Below are 20,927 nucleotides of genomic sequence, written 5' to 3'. Positions count from 1 at the left end.
GTCAGCGCCCGATCGCGAACACGGCGGGCAGACGCTCGTCGGTTGCGGTCTGCGGCTTGGCGCGCCAGGATTTCACGGTCTCGCTGCGCACATGGGCGGTTGCGAGGGTCAGGCCGCGCGCGACGGCGAGACGGGTGTTTTGGTGCATTGTTTGAACCAGTGCCTGCAACAAGGCGGCGTTGCGGTAGGGCGTTTCGATGAAGAGTTGCGTCTGGCCGGTCTTGAGGGCGATCGCTTCGAGCTCGCGGATGCGGGCCTGGCGCTCGCTCGCGTCCTGCGGCAGGTAGCCGACGAAGGCGAAGTTCTGGCCGTTCAGGCCGCTCGCGGCCAGCGCCAGCAGCAGCGAGACCGGGCCGGTCAGCGGCACCACGGTGATCCCCAGGTCGTGCGCGGCGCGCGCCACCGAGGAGCCCGGGTCGGCCACCGCCGGCATGCCGGCTTCGCTCAGCAAGCCGATGTCGTGGCCTTCGAGTGCGGCCGCCAGCAGCGGCCGGGCGTCGAACTGGCCGGCGTGATCGCCTTTCTTGTGCACTTCGCGCGGCAGTTCCTGAATGGTCTGCGCTTGCAGCGGGGCGGCCAGCGGCGCGACCGCGTCGATGCGCTTGAGGTAGGCGCGGGCGGATTTCGCGTTCTCGCAGATCCAGTGCGTGATGCTGGCGGCCACCTGCAGGGTGCCCAAGGGCAGGGCGTCCTGCAGCGGGGCCTGGACGTCGCAGCCGAAATCGAGCGGCGCGGGAACGAGGTAGAGCTTGCCGTGGGTCACAGGAGTTCGACCCCCGCGGCGCGCAGCATCTGGCAGGTGCGGATCAGCGGCAGGCCGACCAGGGCGGTCGGGTCGTCGCTGTCGATGGCGCTCAGGAGGGCAATGCCGAGGCCTTCGCTCTTGGCGCTGCCGGCGCAGTCGTAGGGCTGCTCGGCCTGGAGGTAGCGCTCGATGGCGGCGTCGCTGAGCTCTCGAAACACGACGCGCACGGGCGCCAGGTCGCGCTGGACGAAACCGGTGGCGTGGCAGACGACGGCGACGGCCGTCTGGAAGATCAGCGTCTGGCCTCGCATCCGCCGCAACTGGGCGGTGGCGCGGGCGTGGTCGCCGGGCTTGCCGAGCGCCTCGCCGGCGAGGTCGGCCACCTGGTCGGAGCCGATGACCACCGCTTCGGGGAAGCGGGCGGCGACGGCGTTGGCCTTTTCCAGGGCAAGGCGTTCGGCGAGGGCGCGGGGTGTTTCGCCGGCCAGCGCGGTTTCATCGACTTCCGGGGCGTGCACATCGAAGGGCAGGCGCAGGCGGTTCATCAGTTCGCGGCGGTAGCGCGAGGTCGAGGCGAGGATCACGGGGCGTTGCATGGAGACGATTGTGCGTGAGCCGCGCAAGAAACCTTCTGATGCGCACTATGTAAGTGAAGCGCCTGGCAAGCTAGACTGGCGCGGATGAAGAGAGAATTTGCCCCCGAACGGCTCGACGTGGCCGGCTTCGCCGCCGCAGCCGCAACCCTGAATGCCGCCGACCCGGTCCCGAACTACGTGCGCCTTGTCGCCGAACTGGCCGATCCGGCCGCCGATGCGGTCGTCCATTGGGAAGCCACCGGCGAGGAGCGCCCGGGCGCCGACGGCAAGGCCGCACCCTGGCTGCACCTGGAGGCCGAAGCGGTCGTTCCGCTGACTTGCCAACGCTGCCTGGCCCCTGTGGAGACGGAGCTCGTGGTGGATCGCTGGTTTCGTTTCGTCGCCGACGAGGCCACGGCGGAGGCCGAAGACGAGGAATCGGACGAAGACCTGCTGGTCGCCAGCCGGGATTTCGACCTGCACACCCTGATCGAGGACGAGCTCTTGATGGAAATTCCCGTCATGCCCGTCCACGATGTCTGCCCCGAGCCGGTTCGCCTGTCGTCCAGCGACGATGATTTCCAGGCGGCCGAGGAAGCCAAGCCGAACCCGTTCGCGGTGCTCGGAGCGTTGCGTTCGCGCAAGCCGGAAGAGGGCAAGTAGCCCTTTCCCGGCGCCTAGGCTATAATCATGGGCTTCGCGCGCGCCGCCGTGAGCAGCGATACAGACGAGGGCATTCCATACATGCCACGCACTTTTTTGTATTGCCACCGCTTGAGCCCGTATCCAGTCACTCACCTAACAGTCCAGGAGCCATCATGGCCGTCCAGCAAAACAAGAAGTCGCCTTCCAAGCGCGGCATGCACCGTTCACACAACGCACTGGTCGTGCCCGGCATCGCCGTGGAGCCGACCACTGGCGAAACGCACCTGCGCCACCACATCAGCCCGAACGGTTTCTACCGTGGCCGTCAGGTGCTCAAGAACAAGTCCGAAGCCTGATCTCGCACTCCAAGGCCAAGGCCCGAAGCTACTTTTCCTGTAGCGTCGGGCCTTTGTTTTGATGGCTACGCCTTCTTCTCCCGAATTTACTGCTGCGCCTTCCGCAATCACGCTCGCCGTGGATTGCATGGGAGGCGACCATGGGCCGCGCGTCACGCTCGCGGCCTGCCGCGCGTTTCTCGAGCGGCACAGCGAAGCCTCGTTGCTGCTGGTCGGTGCGCCGGCCGCACTGGCGGGGTTCGTTGCGCATCCACGCGCCCGCATCGTTGCTGCCAGCGAAGTGGTGGGCATGGACGATCCCATTGAAATTGCGCTGCGCAAGAAGAAGGACTCTTCGATGCGTGTCGCGATCCAGCAGGTCAAGGACGGCGCTGCCCAGGCGGCCATCTCCGCCGGCAACACCGGCGCCTTGATGGCGATCGCGCGCTACCTGCTCAAGACGCTGGACGGCATCGATCGCCCCGCGATTGCGCCGCAACTCCCGAATGCAAAGGGGGGTGCGACCACGGTGCTCGACTTGGGTGCCAACGTCGATTGCGACGCCGAAGACCTGCTTCAGTTCGCGGTGCTCGGCTCGGCACTGGTCTCGGCGCTGACCGGCAACGAGGCGCCTTCGGTCGGCCTGCTCAATATTGGCGAAGAAGCTATCAAGGGCAGCGAAACGATCAAAAAGGCCAGTCAACTGCTGCGTACGGCTGCCAATTCCAAGGATTTGAACTTCTACGGCAACGTCGAAGGCAACGACATTTTCAAGGGTACAACTGACATCATCGTGTGCGACGGATTTGTCGGGAACGTTGCTTTGAAGGCTAGTGAGGGCGTGGCCTCGATGATCCAGGAGTTCATTCGAGCAGAGTTTTCGCGCAACATCTTCACCAAAATTGCGGCAGTTGTTGCCTATCCGGTTCTAAAAGCTTTTAAAGGCCGCGTAGATCACCGTCGGTACAATGGGGCCGCATTGCTGGGCCTGCGCGGCCTGGTTTTCAAGAGCCATGGCTCGGCCGACGAAGTGGCTTTCGGACATGCGCTGGATCGCGCTTATGATGCCGCTCGCAACAACCTGCTCGATCGCGTGCGGGCCCGCATCGCCCACGCCGCGCCTTTGCTCGCGCGGCAGGAACCGGCGGTGCCGGTCGACGCGACGGCCCTTCACGTTTGATGACCCCTTTTTCACGCATCACCGGCACCGGCAGTTATCTGCCCCCACGCCGCGTGACCAATGACGATCTCGCCAAGGAACTGGCGACGCGCGGCATCGAAACCTCCGATCAGTGGATCGTCGAGCGCACCGGCATCCACGCGCGTCACTTTGCCGCGCCGGATGTCAGCAGCAGCGATCTCGGCCTCGAGGCTGCAAAGCACGCACTCGAAGCGGCGGGCCGCAAGGCCAGCGACGTCGACCTGATCATCGTCGCGACCTCGACGCCCGACATGGTGTTCCCGTCGTCGGCGGCCATCCTCCAGAACAAGCTCGGCATCGCCGGCTGCCCGGCGTTCGACGTCCAGGCGGTGTGCAGCGGCTTCGTTTATGCGCTGACCGTGGCCGACGCGATGATTCGCACCGGCACCGCGCGCTGCGCGCTGGTGATCGGCGCCGAAGTGTTCTCCCGGATCCTCGACTTCAACGACCGCACGACCTGCGTGCTGTTCGGCGATGGCGCGGGCGCGGTGGTGCTCGAGGCCAGCGATGAGCCCGGCATCCTGTCGAGCGACCTGCATGCGGACGGCAAACATGTCGGCATCCTGTGCGTGCCGGGCCACGTGTCCGGCGGCAACGTACTAGGCACGCCGCTGCTGCACATGGATGGCCAAGCCGTTTTCAAGCTGGCGGTCCGGGTGCTCGAAGAGGCCGCGCGCACCGCGCTGGCCAAGGCCGGCAAGACCGAGGCCGACATCGACTGGCTGATCCCGCACCAGGCCAACATCCGCATCATGGAAGGCACGGCCAAGAAGCTGAAGCTGCCGCGCGAGAAGCTGATCGTCACGGTCAACGAGCATGGCAATACCTCGGCCGCCTCGATTCCGCTGGCGCTCGACGAAGCGGTGCGCTCCGGCAAGGTGAAGAAGGGTGAAACCCTCATGCTCGAAGGCGTGGGCGGCGGGTTCACCTGGGGCGCCGTGCTATTGAATCTGTAGCGTGTTGCGGCCCTCTGGAGGGCTGCGATGCGATATGACGCATAGAACAATGAAATCCTTTGCTTTTGTTTTTCCGGGTCAGGGCTCGCAGGCTGTCGGCATGCTCGACGCCTGGGGCGACCATCCGGCCGTGGCCGAAACGCTGCGCGAGGCTTCCGAAGCGCTGGGCGAAGACATCGGCGCGCTGATCAAGAACGGTCCGAAGGAAGAGCTGGCGCTCACCACCAACACGCAGCCGGTGATGCTGGTCGCCGGTGTCGCAGCCTGGCGGGCCTGGTTGTCCGAAGGCGGCGCAACGCCTTCCGTCGTGGCAGGCCATTCGCTGGGCGAGTACTCGGCGCTGGCGGCTTCGGGTGTGCTGACGCTGGCGCAAGCTGCGCCGCTGGTGCGTTTTCGTGCGCAGGCCATGCAGCAGGCGGTGCCCGTCGGTGTCGGCGCCATGGCGGCCGTGCTGGGCATGGAGTCCGGCAAGGTCGTGGCAGGCTGTGCTGAAGCGACGGCCTCGTTTGGCGCAGGCAGCGCTGAAATCGTCGAAGCCGTGAATTTCAACGATCCGGCGCAGACCGTGATCGCCGGCAGCAAGGCTGCTGTCGACAAGGCCTGCGAGTTGCTCAAGGCCAATGGTGCCAAGCGCGCGCTGCTGCTGCCCGTTTCGGCGCCTTTCCACTCGAGCCTGATGAAGCCGGCCGCCGAGGCGCTGCGCGAAAAGCTCGCCACCCTCACGCTTGCCGCGCCGCAGATCCCAGTGCTGAACAACATCGACGTGGCTGTAGAGACCGACGCCGAACGCATTCGCGATGCCTTGGTGCGCCAGGCAGCCGGCCCGGTTCGCTGGGTCGAGAGCGTGCAGGCCTTGAAACTGCGCGGTGTAGCCGCCATCATCGAGTGCGGGCCGGGCAAGGTGCTGGCCGGCATGGTCAAGCGCATCGCCCCCGATCTCGAAGCTGCGTCGGTGTACGACCCGGCGACGCTCGCGGACACCCGACAATCGCTCGCCGGCTGAACGGCGCAAGGCCCCGATACTTTTTATATGAGCATTCCCAAATTCGAAGGGCAAGTCGCCCTGGTCACTGGCGCATCGCGCGGCATCGGCGCAGCGATTGCGCTCGAGCTGGCGCAGCGCGGCCTGAAGGTCGTCGGCACCGGCACCACCGAGGACAGCGCGGCGAAGATCACTTCGGCACTGAGCGCGTTCGACGGCCGTGGCCGTGCACTGAATGTGAACGACGCTGCCGCCGTCGAGGCGCTGATCGACGAGATCGTCCAGGCCTACGGCGCGATCCACGTGCTGGTCAACAACGCCGGCATCACGCGCGACACGCTTGCCATGCGCATGAAGGACGACGACTGGGATGCGGTGCTCGATACCAATCTCAAGGCCGTGTTCCGCCTCTCGCGCGCGGTGATCCGCCCGATGATGAAGCAGCGCTACGGCCGCATCATCAGTATCACGAGCGTGGTGGGCGCCTCCGGCAATGCCGGCCAGGCCAACTACGCGGCCGCCAAGGCCGGTGTCGCGGGCATGACCCGCGCACTGGCCCGCGAACTGGGCAGCCGCAACATCACCGTCAACTGCGTCGCGCCGGGCTTCATCGAAACCGACATGACGGCGAGCCTCCCCGAGGCGCAGCAACAAGCACTTCTGCAACAGATCCCGCTGGGGCATCTGGGCAAGCCGGCCGACATCGCGCATGCGGTGGCGTACCTCGCATCGCCCCAGGCGTCCTACGTGACCGGGCAGGAGTTGCATGTGAATGGCGGCATGCACATGTAGCCGCAAGGCGCAATCTTTCCCGTACCGGGGGTGAGGCAAATGCCACAATCCGCCCGGCTAAAATCCACCGATTACCTACAACCCTCAGAGGGAACCAAATGAGCGATATCGAAGCACGTGTCAAGAAAATCATCGCCGAGCAACTCGGCGTGGAAGAGTCCCAAGTGACGAATGAAAAGGCTTTCGTGGCCGACCTCGGCGCTGACTCGCTCGACACGGTCGAACTCGTGATGGCACTCGAAGACGAGTTCGGCATCGAGATCCCCGATGAAGATGCCGAGAAGATCACCACGGTGCAAAACGCCGTCGACTACGCCACCAAGAATCAAAAGGCCTGATTGGCCAGCTGACACTGCGACTGCGGCCGGCGGCTTTTTCCTGAACCGCACGCGCCGACCAGCAACTGTTCAGCGCTTCCAGAAAGGTTTGCCGGCATGACCAAACGCCGCGTCGTCGTGACCGGACTCGGTTGCATCGCTCCTGTCGGAAACACCGCAACCGAATCCTGGGCCAACTTGTTGGCCGGGAAGTCGGGCATTGCGAACATCACCGCGTTCGATGCAAGCGCCTTCGCCTGCAAGTTCGCCGGTGAGGTGAAGGGTTTCGACATCACCCAATACATCTCGGAGAAAGAAGCGCGCCACATGGACCGCTTCATTCATCTGGGGCTTGCCGCCGCCATCCAGGCGGTGCAGGACAGCGGACTGCCGACCGGCGAAGCGCTGTCCTATGAAGAGGCCGTTCGCATCGGCTGCAACATCGGTTCGGGCATCGGCGGGCTGCCGATGATCGAACAGACGCATGGCGAATACGCGAGCCGCGGCCCGCGCCGCATTTCGCCGTTCTTCGTGCCGGCATCGATCATCAACATGATCTCGGGCCACGTGTCGATCAAGTACGGCTTCAAGGGCCCGAACATCGCCGTCGTGACCGCCTGCACCACGGGCCTGCATGCCATCGGCACGTCGGCACGCATGATCGAGTACGGCGATGCCGACGTCATGATCGCCGGCGGCGCCGAGTCGACTATTTCGCCGCTCGGCATTGGCGGCTTCACCGCGCCTCGCGCGCTGAGCACGCGCAACGACGATCCCGCCACGGCCTCGCGCCCGTGGGACAAGGACCGTGACGGCTTCGTGCTGGGCGAGGGCGCCGGCGTGCTGGTGCTCGAGGAGTACGAGCATGCCAAGGCGCGCGGCGCCAAGATCTATGCGGAAGTCGCGGGCTTCGGCCTGACCGGCGATGCCTATCACATGACCGCGCCCGACGTCGACGGCCCCCGCCGTTCGATGGCAATGGCACTGGCCAACGCAGGTGTCAACGCCGACCAGGTCCAGTACCTGAATGCGCACGGCACCTCGACGCAGATCGGCGACCTCAACGAGACCAACGCGGTCAAGCTCGCCTTCGGCGATCACGCGAAGAAGCTCGTCGTGAATTCGACCAAGTCCATGACCGGCCACCTGCTGGGCGGCGCGGGCGGCATCGAATCGGTGTTCACGGTGCTTGCGCTGCACGAGCAGAAGAGCCCGCCGACCATCAACATCTTCAACCAGGATCCGGAGTGCGATCTCGACTACTGCGCCAACGAGGCGCGCGATCTGAAGATCGATGTCGCGGTCAAGAACAACTTCGGCTTCGGCGGCACCAACGGTACGCTGGTGTTCAAGCGCGCTTGAGCATTGCTCTGTCATGCACAGCGCGCCGTCGGTGACCTATCCGGTGGGGCGCTCACGCGGCGCAACCCGGATTCTTGTCGTTCTCTGGACCCTGGGCGCCTGCTGCGCTGGTGCTTCCTGCTATCTCTTCGATAGCGCTGGATGGCGCCAGCTGCTGCTGGTTCTCAGCGTCGTCTTCTCGGGCGTTGCCGCAGGCTTCGGCTTGCGCCGCGATGGTGCTGCCACGCTGCATTTCGACGGACTCTATTGGTCCCTGACGGGGGCCGATCCGACCCGTGGCGTTCGAGCGGCGCGGGCCAAGGTCGCGCTCGATTTCCAATCGCTGATGCTGGTCAGGCTTTCGGAGCCGGGTCGCGCTGCGCGCTGGGTCTGGCTTGAGCAGCGATCCATGCCGGAGCGCTGGCGCGACGTGCGCCGCGCGGTCTATGCGCGCGCGCCGGCCGCCGAGCCTGCGGGCGATCCCTGGCGCGCGACGGCACCCGCCGACGCGCCCTGAAACCCCGTCGATGACAACTTCTCCCCCGCCTGTGCCACCGGAGTCCGGCCTGACCGACGCGTCGGCCGAGGCGCCGCGTCCGGGCGAAGTCGATTTCCAGCTGGTCCAGCGCACGGTCGCGGGCGACCAGAAGGCCTTCGAGCTCCTGGTCATCAAGTACCAGCGCCGCATCGAGCGTCTGATCGGCCGCATGGTGCGCGATGTCGACCTGGTCGAGGACATTGCCCAGGAAACCTTCATCCGCGCCTATCGCGCGCTGCACCAGTTTCGCGGCGAGGCGCAGTTCTACACCTGGCTCTACCGGATCGCTGTCAACACCGCCAAGAAGGCGCTGGTGGACATGAAGCGCGATCCGACCATCTCCGAAAGCGCGCTGCGGCCGTCTTCTGACGACGACGATGAAACTTACCGTCCCGGAAACGAACCAATCAGCGACGAAACCCCCGAATCGGTCATGGCGGCGAATGAAATCGCCAGCGCCGTCGAGGCGGCCATGGAAGCGCTCCCAGCCGAGTTGCGCCAGGCAGTCACGCTGCGCGAGATCGAGGGGATGAGTTACGAAGAGATTGCCGAGGTCATGGATTGCCCTATCGGCACGGTGCGCTCACGTATTTTCCGGGCGCGCGAAGCCATTTCGGCCAGGGTCAAACCGCTTCTGGACAACCAGTCCGGCAAGCGTTGGTAAGTAAGCAGGTGAATGAAATGAATCAGATGATGACGGTTCGGGAACAGGTGTCCGCACTTGCGGATGGTCATTTGCAGGGCGAGGCGTTCGCGCAGGCGATCGAAGCGGTCTGCACCGAAGGCGATTCGCGCGCGGCCTGGCACGCCTACCACGTGGTGGGCGATGTGTTGCGTTCGGGCTCCCATTCGGCGTGCAGCGACAGCTCGGCGTTCCTCGCGCGTTTCCAGCAGCGGCTCGCCGCGGAGCCGGTGGTCGCGATGCCGGCGCTGGTGCCGATTGCCGCACCGGCCGCGGTCCAGGTCCAGCGCAGGGCCGATGCGGCCAACGAGCCGGTCTTCCGCTGGAAACTGGTGGCAGGCGCCGCGTCGATGGTTGCCGTGGCCGCCATCAGCTGGACGCTGATCGGCAATGGCACCTCCGGTTCGCAGGCCGGCGCGCAGATCGCGGCTCAGCAGCAGCCCGCGATGAATTCGGTCCTGGCGGCAGCGGCCGTCAACAGCCAGCAGCCAGCCAGCGCCACGCTAACGCCCACGCGCGTGATGGTCGGAAACGGCAATCCGCAAGTCATGCTGCGCGATCCGCGCCTCGATCAATTGCTCGAAGCGCACCAGCAGGCTGGCGGTGCTTCGCAAATGCCTTCCGGTTTCCTGCGCAACGCCACCTTCGAGGGACCTACGCGCTGATGGCGCGTCCGTAACTGCCCGCAATGACCGTTCAGATGCCGATCTCCGCACGCGCGTTCGTGCTTGTGTTTGCAGCCTTCTGCTTCGCGCAGGTTGCCACCGCACAAAACCGCTCCGGCCCGGCGACCGCCAAGGGTGCGGCTGCGGCGCAGACGGACGAGCCACCGGCGATGAGCGTGGCCGACTGGCTGCAGCGCATGCACACCGGCGCGCGGCAACGGAACTACGTGGGCACCTTCGTGGTGTCGGCGCCGGGCGGCGACCTGTCGAGCGCGCGCATCTGGCATGTGCGCGACGGCGATCATCAGATCGAGCGCATCGAGGCGCTCTCGGGGCCGCCGCGCTCGACCTTCCGGCGCAATCGCAATGTCATGACCTTCCTGCCCGAGGCAAAGGTCGTGAAGGTCGAGAAGCGCGAGAACCTCGATCTCTTTCCCAATCTGCCGGACAAGACCGATTCGTCGATCGGCGATTTCTACGACGTGCGCGCGATCGGCAAGGACCGCGTGGCCGGTTTCGATGCCGACGTGGTGCAACTGGTGCCGCACGATGGCCTGCGTTTCGGCTACCGCATCTGGAGCGAGCGCCGCTCGGGCTTGGTGGTGAAGCTGCAGACCATCGACAGCGAATCGCGGGTGGTGGAGCAATCGGCGTTCTCCGAACTGCAGCTCGATGCGCCGGTGAAGGCGCAGGCGCTCGCGCAGATGATGACCAACACCGCGGGCTACCGCGTCGAAAAGCTCGAGCTTGAGCGCACGACCGCACAGGATGAAGGGTGGACGCTCAGCGCGCCCGTGGCCGGTTTCAAGCCCCGCAGTTTCTTTCGTCGGCCCGCGACCGGCGGCGACAAGTCGAAGCAGGATGCGGCCACGGTCCAGTGGACTTTCTCCGACGGTCTGGCTTCGGTCTCGCTTTTCATCGAGCGCTACGATGCCGCGCGTGCACCGCGGGACGGCGTGCTGACCATCGGCGCCACCAACGCCATTCGCCGGCGGTTGCCTGAACCCGCGAGCGACTGGTGGCTGACCGCAGTGGGCGAAGTGCCGCAGCAGACGCTCAACGCATTCGCCCAAAGCCTCGCTCGCACGCGTTGACACACTGGCTGGCCATTGCCCCGCGGATTGCGCTGAACCAAGCTCGCAACGCAGACTCATAGCCCTTTGTTGTTTTAGCCGCTCTCTGTTCTTTTGAAAGAAAACCCATGATGTTCAAAGTCGAGGGACACAAGCTTCGTTCCGGTGTGCTGGCTTTCGCGCTCGCGCTGACAGCCGGAGCCACTTTTCTTCCCGTCGAGCCCGTCCATGCGCAGACGCGCACGCTGCCCGACTTCACCGATCTGGTCGACCAGGTCGGCCCCTCCGTCGTCAACATCCGCACCGTCGAGAAGGTCGCGCAGCGCGGCGGCGGCAATGGCGAGATGGATGAGGAAATGCAGGAATTCTTCCGTCGCTTCTTCGGTCAGCCCGCTCCGGGTACGCCGCGCCAGGGGCCGCGTCCCAACAGGCCGCAACAGCCCCAGGAAGAGGAACGCCCGCGCGGTGTCGGCTCCGGCTTCATCCTGACGGCCGACGGGTACGTCATGACCAATGCGCACGTGGTGGAAGATGCCTCCGAGGTGCTGGTCACGCTGCCCGACAAGCGCGAGTTCAAGGCCAAGATCGTCGGCGCCGACAAGCGCACCGACGTTGCGGTCGTCAAGATCGAAGCCACCGGCCTGCCGGCGGTGAAGGTGGGCGACATCTCCAAACTGCGCGTCGGCGAATGGGTGATGGCCATCGGCTCGCCCTTCGGTCTGGAGAACACCGTCACGGCCGGCATCGTGAGCGCCAAGCAGCGCGACACCGGCGAATACCTGCCTTTCATCCAGACCGACGTGGCCATCAACCCCGGCAACTCGGGCGGTCCACTGATCAACATGCGCGGCGAAGTGGTGGGCATCAACAGCCAGATCTACTCGCGCTCGGGCGGCTTCATGGGCATCTCGTTCTCGATCCCGATCGACGAGGCGATCCGCGTGAGCGAACAGCTGCGCACCTCGGGACGCGTGTCCCGCGGCCGCATCGGCGTGCAGATCGACCAGGTCACGAAGGATGTGGCCGAAGCCATCGGCCTGAGCAAGGCGCAGGGCGCGCTCGTGCGCGGCGTCGAAGCCGGATCGCCGGGTGAGAAGGCCGGCGTGGAGCCGGGTGACGTCATCACCAAGTTCGACGGCAAGGCCATCGAGAAGCCGAGCGACCTGCCGCGCCTGGTGGGCAACACCAAGCCGGGCACGAAAAGCACGCTCACGGTGTTCCGTCGCGGCAACTCGCGCGACCTGAGCGTGACCATTGCCGAGATCGAGCCTGACAAGCCCGCCAAGCGCGCGTCCGATCGCGACGAGCCGGCACCGAAGCCTTCGGCTTCCGCAGCTGCCAAGTCGCTCGGCCTCGCCGTCAGCGACCTCAACGATGCGCAGAAGAAGGAGCTCAAGCTCAAGGGCGGCGTGAAGGTCGATGCCGCCAGCGAAGGTGCTGCGCGTGCAGGGCTGCGCGAAGGCGACATCATCCTGGCCGTGGGCAATACCGAGGTGGCCAACACCCGGGAGTTCGAGTCGGCGCTGGCCAAGGCCGACAAGAGCAAGGCGCTCAGCGTGCTGTTCCGTCGCGGCGACTGGGCGCAATACGCCCTGATCCGTCCCGCACGCTGATACGGCGCTGCCGTCAAGTGGCCCCACCCGGCAGTCGGGTTTGGGGCCGTTTTTTTGAGGCGTTTACGACGTTCGGGCGTGGATCCCTAAAAAAATCTGAGGCTTCAAAAGCCTTGATTTTTGTTTGTGCCCACTAACTTTTTGGAAGGCTAAGGACGGTTTTCGGTAGAATAGGGCACTCGCGGCGGCCAGTCAGCGCATAAGGAGTGCAACGACCTTCACGATGCGAGATGTCAGACAGCAGTCCACCGGTGCTCCACAGATCGCCCACAAGTTGTTCAGTGAGTGCTCCACCGATCCTGTGGATAACCTGTTTGTATCTTTGATGTTGTGGACCCGCAACGAGCCCTTTGGACCCTGTTCCCGGATGTACGTGCCTCCCTTTTTGCCTACAATGAAGTTCCAACTACTGCAGTTGCCATTGCTTGTTGGTTCAGGGCGCGTCTCCAGAAGACGCGCCCTTTTTTCTTGCCTGCTCTCTGCTGAGCACGAGCCAATTCAAGTACTTAAGCGTTCCCGTTGATGAATCACATCAGAAATTTTTCGATCATTGCGCACATCGATCACGGCAAGTCGACGCTCGCTGACCGTTTGATCCAGCGTTGCGGCGGCCTCGCAGAACGCGAGATGGAAGCGCAGGTGCTCGATTCGATGGACATCGAAAAAGAGCGTGGGATAACCATCAAGGCGCAGACCGCCGCGTTGCACTACAAGGCACTCGACGGCAAGGTCTACAACCTCAATCTGATCGACACACCGGGCCACGTCGACTTCTCTTATGAAGTGAGTCGCTCGCTGTCGGCATGCGAAGGCGCGCTGCTCGTCGTCGATGCATCGCAAGGCGTCGAAGCGCAGACGGTGGCCAACTGCTACACCGCGCTCGACCTCGGTGTCGAAGTGGTGCCCGTGCTCAACAAGATGGATTTGCCCAACGCCGATCCCGACAACGCGCGCACCGAAATCGAAGACGTGATCGGCATCGACGCGACCGATGCGATTCCGTGCTCCGCCAAGACGGGCCTGGGCATCGACGAGATCCTCGAAGCGATCGTGCACAAGATGCCTGCGCCGCGCGGCAACCCCGACGGCCCGCTGCGCGCGATGATCGTCGACAGCTGGTTCGATCCTTACGTCGGCGTCGTCATGCTGGTGCGCGTGGTCGATGGTCGGCTTGTGAAGGGCGAGCGCATCAAGATGATGGCGTCCGGTGCCATGTACAACGCCGACAACATCGGCGTGTTCACGCCGGCCAACGAACCGCGCCCTTCGCTCGAAGCCGGCGAGGTGGGCTACATCATCGCGGGCATCAAGGAGTTGCAGGCGGCCAAGGTCGGCGACACCGTGACGTTGATCAAGGCGGGCACGGGCGGCGCGGCCGCCACTGCCACCGAGGCGCTGCCGGGCTTCAAGGAAATCCAGCCGCAGGTGTTCGCCGGCCTCTACCCAACCGAAGCCAGCGAGTACGACTCGCTGCGCGACGCGCTCGAGAAGCTCAAGCTCAACGATTCGTCGCTGCGCTACGAGCCCGAGGTGAGCCAGGCGCTGGGCTTCGGTTTCCGCTGCGGTTTCCTCGGCCTGCTGCACATGGAAATCGTGCAGGAGCGCCTGGAGCGCGAGTTCGACCAGGACCTGATCACGACCGCGCCCAGCGTGGTCTACCAGGTGGTGCGCAACGACGGCGAAGTCATCATGGTGGAGAACCCGTCCAAGATGCCCGACGTCGGCAAGATGAGCGAGATCCGCGAGCCGATCGTGACCGTGCATCTCTACATGCCGCAGGAATACGTCGGCGCCGTCATGACGCTGGCCAACCAGAAGCGCGGCGTGCAGATGAACATGGCCTACCACGGCCGCCAGGTCATGCTGACCTACGAGATGCCGCTCGGCGAGATCGTGCTCGACTTCTTCGACAAGTTGAAGTCGGTCAGCCGCGGCTATGCCTCCATGGACTACGAGTTCAAGGAGTACCGCGCGTCCGACGTGGTCAAGGTCGATATCCTGCTGAACGGCGAGAAGGTCGATGCGCTTTCGATCATCGTGCACCGCACCCAGTCGCAGTACCGCGGCCGGGCGGTGGTCTCGAAGATGCGCGAGATCATTTCGCGCCAGATGTTCGACGTGGCCATCCAGGCCGCCATCGGGGTCAACATCATTGCGCGTGAGACAATCAAGGCCCTCCGCAAGAACGTGCTGGCCAAGTGCTACGGCGGCGACATCACCCGCAAGAAGAAGCTGCTCGAGAAGCAGAAGGCGGGCAAGAAAAGAATGAAGCAGATCGGTTCCGTCGAGGTCCCGCAAGAGGCCTTCCTGGCGATTCTGCAAGTCGAAGACTGATCAAAAAATGGCACTCATCACTTCCCTGGTCCTTGCGGCGTTCGCCAGCTATGTCGGCGCCTGGTATTTCGGCGCGATCGAAGGCAACTTCGCATTGCTGCTGTTCGTGGCCACGGTGGTCACCGGCCTGTACTGGCTGGCTGAGCGCTTCTATTTCCTGCCGAAGCGCGAAGCGGCTGCCGCCAAACTCGAGGCTTCGATGGCAGAGCGCAACGCGCGGCTGGCCGGCCAGGGCATCACCCAGGTCGACACGGCCGACACCAAGGCCAGCGAGCGCCTGCTGATGCAGCCCTGGTGGCTCGATTGGACGGCGGGCCTCTTCCCAGTGATCCTGGTGGTGTTCCTTTTGCGCTCGTTCCTCTACGAGCCCTTCAAGATTCCCTCGGGCTCGATGATGCCCACGCTGCTGACGGGCGACCTGATCCTGGTCAACAAGTTCACCTACGGCCTGCGCCTGCCGGTCATCAACACCAAGATCACCGATGGCACGCCACTCGCGCGTGGCGACGTGGTGGTATTCCGCTACCCGCCCAAGCCCAGCATGGATTACATCAAGCGCGTGGTCGGCATCCCGGGCGACGAAGTGGCCTACCTGAACAAGAAGCTCACGATCAACGGCCAGCCGGTGTCGAAGGTCGTGGCGCCCGACTATCTCGACGGCGAATCGATGCGCCTGCTCAAGCAGTTCGACGAGGATCTCGCCGGCAAGCAGCACAAGATCCTCAACGACGAAGGTGCGCCGTCCTTCGTGCCGGGCGCCAGCGACTTCCCGTTTCGCGAGAACTGCCGCTACTCCGTCGAAGGCGTGGTCTGCAAGGTGCCGGCCGGCCAGTATTTCATGATGGGCGACAACCGCGATAATTCGGCGGATTCGCGCTTCTGGGGCTTCGTTCCGGACAAGAACATCGTGGGCAGGGCCTTCTTCGTCTGGATGAACTTCGGCGATTTCGGCCGCATCGGTCCATTTCAATAAGCAGTCATTCAACACTGTTCGAGGGGTAAGAGGGCAATGAGAGCAAACCGGTCCATCCGCAGCAGGGCCGCGCACCAGCGCGGCATCTCGTTCATCGGCCTGCTGTTCGTCGCGGCAGTACTCGGCTGTCTGGGCGTGGTCGTTGCGCAGGTCATTCCGACGCTGATCGAATGGCAGGCCATCGACAAGGCCGCCAACAAGGCCAAGGAAGGCACCACGGTGCCCGAAATTCGCGCCATCTTCGATCGCGCCCAGGCCATCGACGACTTCAAGTCGGTCAGCGGCAGGGATCTCGACATCAAGAAGGTCGGCGACAAGGTCGTCGTCTCGTATGCCTACGAACGCGAGATCCCCTTGTTCGGTCCGGCCTACCTGACGCTCAAGTACAAGGGCGAGACCCGCTGAACGCGGCGCTGAAAAAGGTGGACGGCAGCCTCGTCGCGCTGCAGGCGCGCCTCAAGCACTCGTTCTCCGACACGCGGCTGCTCCAGCTCGCGCTCACGCACCGCAGCTTCTCGGCCGACCACAACGAGCGCCTCGAGTTCCTCGGCGACTCGGTGCTCAACCTGGCGGTATCGCACCTGCTGTACACGCGCCTGTCGGCCCTGCCCGAAGGCGATCTGTCGCGGGTACGGGCCAACCTGGTCAAGCAGGACACCCTGCATCGGCTGGCGCTCGAACTCCAGCTGTCGCCGCTGCTGCGGCTTGGCGAGGGTGAGGCGCGCTCGGGCGGGCCGAACCGGCCTTCGATCCTGGCCGACGCCCTCGAGGCGTTGATCGGCGCGGTCTACCTCGACGCGGGTTTCGCGGCCGCCGAGGCGCTGGTGCGCCGGCTCTACGAATCGGTCGAGATCAACCCGCGCATGGAAGCGGCGGCCAAGGATCCGAAGACCGAATTGCAGGAATGGCTGCAGGGCCACAAAATGAAGCTGCCGGTGTACCGCGTGGCGGCGACGCTGGGTGCAGCGCACAAACAGACTTTCGATGTCGAGTGCGAGGTGCCCGAGTTGGGCCTTCGCGAACGCGGCATCGGCGGCTCGCGCCGCGCCGGCGAGCAGGCTGCCGCGGCCGCCATGCTGATCCGGCTCAAGGCACGCGGTGCTGCGTGAAATCACAATGAACGACGCTATCAATCCAGAAGCCGGACCCGAAGACGCCACAGGCGACACTGCGGGTGCAGGCGGACCCCAACACTGTGGCCTCATCGCCATCGTCGGCAAGCCCAATGTGGGCAAGTCGACCCTCCTCAATGCGCTGGTCGGCCAGAAGATCAGCATCACCTCGCGCAAGGCCCAGACCACGCGCCACCGCATCACCGGCATGCGCACGCTGGGCGCGACGCAGTTCGTGTTTGTCGATACGCCCGGCTTCCAGACCCTGCACGCCAACGCGCTGAACAAGTCGCTCAACAAGACCGTGCAGGGCGCGGTCGGTGACGTGGACCTGATCCTGTTCGTGGTCGAGGCCGGCAGCTTCACGCCAGCCGACGAGCGCGTGCTCAAGCTCCTGGGCAAGGGCATCCCGACGGTGCTCCTGGCCAACAAACTGGACAACGTGCACCGCCGCGGCGACATCGCGCCCTGGCTGCAGACCATGCAGGCAAAGCACGCCTTCGCCGAGTTCGTGCCGATGTCGGCCAAGAATTCGAAAGACGTCGAGCGCCTCTTCGGCATTTGCGAGAAGTACCTGCCCGAGCAGCCCTGGTTCTACGACGAGGACGAGCTCACCGACCGCAGCGAGAAATTCCTGGCCGGCGAGCTGGTGCGCGAAAAGCTCTTCCGCCTGACCGGCGACGAGCTGCCCTACACCTCGACCGTCATCATCGACAAGTTCGAGGAAGAGCCGCCCCAAAAGAAGGGCCAGAAGCGCCTGCTGCGCATCGCCGCCACGATCGTGGTGGAGCGCGACGGCCACAAGGCCATGGTGATCGGCGACAAGGGCGAGCGCATCAAGCGCATCGGCATGGAAACGCGTGTCGAGCTCGAAAAGCTGGCCGACGCCAAGGTTTTCCTCGAACTGTGGGTCAAGGTGCGTTCCGGCTGGGCCGACGACGAAGCCCGGGTCCGCTCGTTCGGCTACGAATGAAGAAGTGGCCACTGCCCACCGCGTTTCGCACGAACCGGCGTACGTGCTCCATCGCTACGACTGGAGCGAGTCGAGCCTGATCCTGGAGGTCTTCACCCGTCACCACGGGCGCATCGCGCTGGTGGCCAAGGGTGCGAAGCGGCCGAGTTCCAACTTTCGGCCGGTGCTGCTGCCGTTGCAGCCGCTGCAACTCAACTACGGCGGCGATGCCGAGATCCGCACGCTCAAGGGCGCCGAATGGATGGGCGGCCATGTCATGCCGACCGGCGAAGCGCTGCTCTCGGGCTACTACATCAACGAACTGCTGCTGCGCCTGCTGGCACGCGATGACGCGCATGAAGCGCTGTTCGACGCCTACGCCGGCGTGGTGCAGGTGCTCGCAGGCGATCACGTCGGCGCGCAGGCAGCGACCCAGGCTGCCGCGCTGCGGGCCTTCGAGCTGATCCTGCTGCGCGAGGTCGGCCTGCTGCCCTCCCTCGACGTGCAGACGCTGACCCTGGAGCCGCTCGACCCCGGCGTGCGCTACAGCCTCGTGCCCGAAGCCGGCCTGCGTTCCGCGGCGGATGAAGAGGCCGCGCTGGCCGGCGCCGACTGGCAGGCTCTGCAAGCCGTGCTCGACGACCGCGCACCCTTCACCGCGACCCTGCGCGAGATCGCCACCATGAACGCCGGCAGCAACAGCGCCCTGCGAAACCAGCTGCGCGCCTTGCTCAACTACCATTGCGGCGTGTCCACGCTGCGCACGCGGCAAATGATGAGAGATCTGCAAGCACTATGAGCACTTCAGGCAACGCCGGCATCACCACTTCCTTGTCAGTCAACCTCAACAAGGTGGCTTTGGTCCGCAACACGCGCCATCTGGGCATTCCGAGCGTGCTGACTGCCGCCAATGCCTGCCTGGCCGCCGGCGCCCAGGGCATCACCGTGCACCCCCGGCCCGACGCGCGCCACATCCGCGCGCATGACGTGAGCGACCTGTCCGCGCTGCTCGCCAAGGACTGGCCCGGCATCGAGTTCAACATCGAAGGCAATCCCTTCCACAACCTGATGGACTTCGTGCGCGAGCTGCGTCCGCACCAGGCCACCTTCGTGCCCGACAGTGAATCCCAATCGACCAGCGACCACGGCTGGAGCTTTCCCGACGACGCCGAGCGCCTGCGCCCGCTGATCGCCGAGGCCAAGGCGCTGGGCGTGCGCGTCAGCCTGTTCATGGACCCGATCCCCGAGATGATGGCCGCGGTCAAGGCCGTGGGCGCGGACCGCGTCGAGCTCTACACCGAAGGCTACGCCGCATCGCGCGGCACCGCCGACGAAGAGACCGTGCTCGCGCACTATGTTGAATCGGCGCGAGCCGCCCAGGCTGCGGGACTCGGCGTCAACGCCGGCCACGACCTGAGCCGCGACAACCTGACCGCGTTCCTCCGCGCGGTGCGCGGCGTCCACGAGGTCTCGATCGGCCACGCCTTCGTTGCCGACGCGCTCGAACTTGGCTACACCGCCACGACGCGCGAGTACCTGCGCTGCATCAGCGAGGCACAACAGGCCCGGCCTGCATGATCTACGGCATCGGCACCGACATCTGCGACCTGCGTCGCATCGCCGCGACCTTCGAGCGCCAGGGCGAACGCTTCGCACGCAAGGTGTTGTGCGACGCCGAATTCGCCGTCTGGCAAGCCCGCAGCGCGCGCTGGCCCAAGCGCGGCCTGAGCTACCTGGCCACCCGCTTTTCTGCCAAGGAGGCCTTCAGCAAGGCCATTGGCCTCGGCATGCGGATGCCGATGACCTGGCGCCTGTGCGAGATCGCCAATCTGCGCAGCGGCAAGCCCGTCATCGTGCTGCATGGCGAGCTCAAGGACTGGTTCGAGGCCAAGGGCCTGACCGCCCACGTCACCGTGACCGACGAAACCGAATACGCCGCGAGCTTCGTCGTGGTGGAACACAAAGACATCAAGAACGACGCATGACCGCGACGACAGGCAGCCACATCCACGCGCCGCTCATCATCGATGTGGCGGGCACCGAACTCAACAACGCCGACCGACGGCGCCTGGCCAACCCGCTGGTCGGCGGCGTGATCCATTTCACCCGCAACTGGCAGGACCGCGCACAGATGACCGCGCTCAACGCCGAGATCAAGGCGATCCGCCCCGATCTGCTGATCTGCGTCGACCACGAAGGCGGGCGTGTGCAGCGCTTTCGCACCGATGGCTTCACGCGCCTGCCGTCGATGCGTTCGCTGGGCGAGCTGTGGATGCGCGATGCCATGCGCGCCACGCAGGTTGCGACGGCGGCGGGGCAGGTGCTTGCCGGCGAGCTGCGCGCCTGTGGCGTCGACTTCAGTTTTGCGCCGGTGCTCGACCTCGACTACGGCGGCAGCAGCGTGATCGGCGACCGCAGCTTTCACCGCGATCCGCGCGTGGTGGCGATGCTTGCGAAGAGCGTGATGCACGGCATGCTGCAGATGGGCATGCGCAACTGCGGGAAGCATTTTCCGGGGCATGGGTTCGTGAATGCCGACTCGCATGTGGAGATTCCGGTCGACAGGCGCAGCCTCAAGGCCATCCTGGCCGACGATGCCAGTCCCTACGACTGGCTTGCCGGCACGCTCGCCGCCGTGATGCCCGCCCACGTCATCTATCCCAAGGTCGATGCGCGGCCGGCTGGCTTTTCGTCGAAGTGGCTCCAGGACGTGCTGCGCACCCGGCTCGGCTTCGATGGCGCGATCTTCAGCGACGACCTGAGCATGGAAGCGGGGCGGTACATCGATGGCGAGTTGCTGAGCTTCACCGATGCGGCGTTGGCGGCGCTGGATGCCGGATGCGACCTGCCCATGGTCTGCAACCAGAGCGTGGGCGATGGCGCACGGCTGGACGAATTGCTGGAAGGCTTCGGCGCCGCCGCGGCTTCAGGGCGCTGGCAAGGCACGGCCGCCAGCGAAGCACGCCGGCAGTCGCTGCTGCCCCAGGCACCCGCATCGAGCTGGAACTCGCTGACAGAGTCGCCGGTGTATCGCGGCGCCAAACGGCTGCTTTCCCGTGCCGGCCTCAAGGAAAGCGCTTCGTCCTGAGGAGATAG

General features: G+C 65.1%; 24 protein-coding genes. 22 read left to right on the top strand and 2 right to left on the bottom strand.

Annotation, left to right across the window (positions count from 1 at the left end; translation table 11 throughout):
* Position 1: 1 nt before the first annotated feature.
* Positions 2–763: an SAM-dependent methyltransferase gene (locus ACSFA7_RS23400; RefSeq protein ID WP_435501562.1), complete on the bottom strand. Its 762-nt coding sequence runs from the start codon at positions 761–763 to the stop codon at positions 2–4.
* A complete protein-coding gene (locus ACSFA7_RS23395; RefSeq protein WP_435501561.1) occupies positions 760–1,341 on the bottom strand; it encodes a Maf family protein in 582 nt (193 codons plus the stop codon). The genes ACSFA7_RS23400 and ACSFA7_RS23395 overlap by 4 nt, the downstream gene beginning before the upstream one ends.
* Before the next feature lie 84 nt (positions 1,342–1,425).
* On the opposite strand from ACSFA7_RS23395, the gene ACSFA7_RS23390 reads away from it, so the two are divergent.
* From ACSFA7_RS23390 to nagZ, 22 genes are all read left to right on the top strand, one after another.
* Positions 1,426–1,983 (top strand): YceD family protein, encoded by a 558-nt coding sequence (locus tag ACSFA7_RS23390; RefSeq protein ID WP_435501560.1) that lies wholly within the window; start codon positions 1,426–1,428, stop codon positions 1,981–1,983.
* 155 nt (positions 1,984–2,138) lie between these two features.
* On the top strand, positions 2,139–2,321 hold the full coding sequence (rpmF, locus tag ACSFA7_RS23385; RefSeq protein ID WP_007830466.1) for a 50S ribosomal protein L32: 183 nt from the start codon (positions 2,139–2,141) through the stop codon (positions 2,319–2,321).
* Positions 2,322–2,382: 61 nt separating this feature from the next.
* Positions 2,383–3,480, top strand: coding sequence for a phosphate acyltransferase PlsX (gene plsX, locus ACSFA7_RS23380; protein ID WP_435501559.1), 1,098 nt, complete (start codon positions 2,383–2,385; stop codon positions 3,478–3,480).
* Positions 3,480–4,457 (top strand): beta-ketoacyl-ACP synthase III, encoded by a 978-nt coding sequence (locus ACSFA7_RS23375; RefSeq protein ID WP_435501558.1) that lies wholly within the window; start codon positions 3,480–3,482, stop codon positions 4,455–4,457. Before plsX ends, ACSFA7_RS23375 begins: the two co-directional genes overlap by 1 nt.
* Positions 4,458–4,506: 49 nt before the next feature.
* Positions 4,507–5,460, top strand: a complete 954-nt coding sequence (fabD, locus tag ACSFA7_RS23370; RefSeq protein WP_435501557.1) for an ACP S-malonyltransferase — start codon at positions 4,507–4,509, stop codon at positions 5,458–5,460.
* A 27-nt stretch (positions 5,461–5,487) separates the two neighbouring features.
* Positions 5,488–6,231 (top strand): 3-oxoacyl-ACP reductase FabG, encoded by a 744-nt coding sequence (gene fabG / locus ACSFA7_RS23365; RefSeq protein ID WP_093434874.1) that lies wholly within the window; start codon positions 5,488–5,490, stop codon positions 6,229–6,231.
* 98 nt (positions 6,232–6,329) lie between these two features.
* Positions 6,330–6,569: an acyl carrier protein gene (gene acpP, locus ACSFA7_RS23360; protein ID WP_007830471.1), complete on the top strand. Its 240-nt coding sequence runs from the start codon at positions 6,330–6,332 to the stop codon at positions 6,567–6,569.
* 96 nt (positions 6,570–6,665) lie between these two features.
* Positions 6,666–7,910 (top strand): beta-ketoacyl-ACP synthase II, encoded by a 1,245-nt coding sequence (fabF, locus tag ACSFA7_RS23355; protein WP_206177788.1) that lies wholly within the window; start codon positions 6,666–6,668, stop codon positions 7,908–7,910.
* 13 nt (positions 7,911–7,923) lie between these two features.
* Positions 7,924–8,406, top strand: coding sequence for a hypothetical protein (locus tag ACSFA7_RS23350; protein WP_435501556.1), 483 nt, complete (start codon positions 7,924–7,926; stop codon positions 8,404–8,406).
* A 10-nt stretch (positions 8,407–8,416) separates the two neighbouring features.
* Complete coding sequence (gene rpoE, locus ACSFA7_RS23345) at positions 8,417–9,091, top strand: RNA polymerase sigma factor RpoE (protein ID WP_256219179.1); 675 nt, start codon at positions 8,417–8,419, stop codon at positions 9,089–9,091.
* Between the two features lie 17 nt (positions 9,092–9,108).
* A complete protein-coding gene (locus tag ACSFA7_RS23340) occupies positions 9,109–9,774 on the top strand; it encodes a sigma-E factor negative regulatory protein (RefSeq protein WP_435501555.1) in 666 nt (221 codons plus the stop codon).
* Positions 9,775–9,797: 23 nt separating this feature from the next.
* Complete coding sequence (locus ACSFA7_RS23335) at positions 9,798–10,868, top strand: MucB/RseB C-terminal domain-containing protein (RefSeq protein ID WP_435501554.1); 1,071 nt, start codon at positions 9,798–9,800, stop codon at positions 10,866–10,868.
* 107 nt (positions 10,869–10,975) lie between these two features.
* Entirely contained in the window at positions 10,976–12,460 is a 1,485-nt protein-coding gene (locus tag ACSFA7_RS23330; RefSeq protein WP_435501553.1) for a DegQ family serine endoprotease, read from the top strand.
* Positions 12,461–12,982: 522 nt separating this feature from the next.
* Positions 12,983–14,794, top strand: coding sequence for a translation elongation factor 4 (gene lepA / locus ACSFA7_RS23325; protein ID WP_435501552.1), 1,812 nt, complete (start codon positions 12,983–12,985; stop codon positions 14,792–14,794).
* A 7-nt stretch (positions 14,795–14,801) separates the two neighbouring features.
* Positions 14,802–15,767: a signal peptidase I gene (lepB, locus tag ACSFA7_RS23320; RefSeq protein WP_435501551.1), complete on the top strand. Its 966-nt coding sequence runs from the start codon at positions 14,802–14,804 to the stop codon at positions 15,765–15,767.
* A gap of 36 nt (positions 15,768–15,803) precedes the next feature.
* Positions 15,804–16,172 (top strand): DUF4845 domain-containing protein, encoded by a 369-nt coding sequence (locus ACSFA7_RS23315; protein ID WP_206177794.1) that lies wholly within the window; start codon positions 15,804–15,806, stop codon positions 16,170–16,172.
* A gap of 17 nt (positions 16,173–16,189) precedes the next feature.
* The gene (rnc, locus tag ACSFA7_RS23310) at positions 16,190–16,876 is read left to right on the top strand and encodes a ribonuclease III (RefSeq protein WP_176661402.1); all 687 of its coding nucleotides are present in this window, start codon (positions 16,190–16,192) and stop codon (positions 16,874–16,876) included.
* A gap of 7 nt (positions 16,877–16,883) precedes the next feature.
* Entirely contained in the window at positions 16,884–17,852 is a 969-nt protein-coding gene (gene era / locus ACSFA7_RS23305; protein ID WP_435501550.1) for a GTPase Era, read from the top strand.
* A gap of 4 nt (positions 17,853–17,856) precedes the next feature.
* The gene (gene recO / locus ACSFA7_RS23300; protein ID WP_435501549.1) at positions 17,857–18,630 is read left to right on the top strand and encodes a DNA repair protein RecO; all 774 of its coding nucleotides are present in this window, start codon (positions 17,857–17,859) and stop codon (positions 18,628–18,630) included.
* Positions 18,627–19,409, top strand: a complete 783-nt coding sequence (locus ACSFA7_RS23295; protein WP_435501548.1) for a pyridoxine 5'-phosphate synthase — start codon at positions 18,627–18,629, stop codon at positions 19,407–19,409. Before recO ends, ACSFA7_RS23295 begins: the two co-directional genes overlap by 4 nt.
* Entirely contained in the window at positions 19,406–19,816 is a 411-nt protein-coding gene (gene acpS, locus ACSFA7_RS23290; RefSeq protein WP_206177799.1) for a holo-ACP synthase, read from the top strand. Before ACSFA7_RS23295 ends, acpS begins: the two co-directional genes overlap by 4 nt.
* Complete coding sequence (gene nagZ, locus ACSFA7_RS23285; RefSeq protein WP_435501547.1) at positions 19,813–20,919, top strand: beta-N-acetylhexosaminidase; 1,107 nt, start codon at positions 19,813–19,815, stop codon at positions 20,917–20,919. Before acpS ends, nagZ begins: the two co-directional genes overlap by 4 nt.
* The last annotated feature ends 8 nt before the right edge of the window (positions 20,920–20,927 follow it).

This window comes from Variovorax trehalosi, assembly GCF_051216415.1.
GTDB lineage: Bacteria > Pseudomonadota > Gammaproteobacteria > Burkholderiales > Burkholderiaceae_C > Variovorax.
This window is presented reverse-complemented; position numbering and strand designations above follow the sequence as displayed.

Coding starts and splice junctions, on each gene's coding strand:
- era (WP_435501550.1), top strand. CDS start 16,884: ATGAACGACGCTATCAATCCAGAAGCCGGACCCGAAGACGCCACAGGC.
- ACSFA7_RS23395 (WP_435501561.1), bottom strand. CDS start 1,341: ATGCAACGCCCCGTGATCCTCGCCTCGACCTCGCGCTACCGCCGCGAA.
- plsX (WP_435501559.1), top strand. CDS start 2,383: ATGGCTACGCCTTCTTCTCCCGAATTTACTGCTGCGCCTTCCGCAATC.
- ACSFA7_RS23335 (WP_435501554.1), top strand. CDS start 9,798: ATGACCGTTCAGATGCCGATCTCCGCACGCGCGTTCGTGCTTGTGTTT.
- fabG (WP_093434874.1), top strand. CDS start 5,488: ATGAGCATTCCCAAATTCGAAGGGCAAGTCGCCCTGGTCACTGGCGCA.
- fabD (WP_435501557.1), top strand. CDS start 4,507: ATGAAATCCTTTGCTTTTGTTTTTCCGGGTCAGGGCTCGCAGGCTGTC.
- ACSFA7_RS23330 (WP_435501553.1), top strand. CDS start 10,976: ATGATGTTCAAAGTCGAGGGACACAAGCTTCGTTCCGGTGTGCTGGCT.
- acpP (WP_007830471.1), top strand. CDS start 6,330: ATGAGCGATATCGAAGCACGTGTCAAGAAAATCATCGCCGAGCAACTC.
- rpoE (WP_256219179.1), top strand. CDS start 8,417: ATGACAACTTCTCCCCCGCCTGTGCCACCGGAGTCCGGCCTGACCGAC.
- lepA (WP_435501552.1), top strand. CDS start 12,983: ATGAATCACATCAGAAATTTTTCGATCATTGCGCACATCGATCACGGC.
- acpS (WP_206177799.1), top strand. CDS start 19,406: ATGATCTACGGCATCGGCACCGACATCTGCGACCTGCGTCGCATCGCC.
- rpmF (WP_007830466.1), top strand. CDS start 2,139: ATGGCCGTCCAGCAAAACAAGAAGTCGCCTTCCAAGCGCGGCATGCAC.
- ACSFA7_RS23390 (WP_435501560.1), top strand. CDS start 1,426: ATGAAGAGAGAATTTGCCCCCGAACGGCTCGACGTGGCCGGCTTCGCC.
- nagZ (WP_435501547.1), top strand. CDS start 19,813: ATGACCGCGACGACAGGCAGCCACATCCACGCGCCGCTCATCATCGAT.
- ACSFA7_RS23350 (WP_435501556.1), top strand. CDS start 7,924: ATGCACAGCGCGCCGTCGGTGACCTATCCGGTGGGGCGCTCACGCGGC.
- ACSFA7_RS23295 (WP_435501548.1), top strand. CDS start 18,627: ATGAGCACTTCAGGCAACGCCGGCATCACCACTTCCTTGTCAGTCAAC.
- ACSFA7_RS23340 (WP_435501555.1), top strand. CDS start 9,109: ATGAATCAGATGATGACGGTTCGGGAACAGGTGTCCGCACTTGCGGAT.
- lepB (WP_435501551.1), top strand. CDS start 14,802: ATGGCACTCATCACTTCCCTGGTCCTTGCGGCGTTCGCCAGCTATGTC.
- ACSFA7_RS23375 (WP_435501558.1), top strand. CDS start 3,480: ATGACCCCTTTTTCACGCATCACCGGCACCGGCAGTTATCTGCCCCCA.
- ACSFA7_RS23315 (WP_206177794.1), top strand. CDS start 15,804: ATGAGAGCAAACCGGTCCATCCGCAGCAGGGCCGCGCACCAGCGCGGC.
- fabF (WP_206177788.1), top strand. CDS start 6,666: ATGACCAAACGCCGCGTCGTCGTGACCGGACTCGGTTGCATCGCTCCT.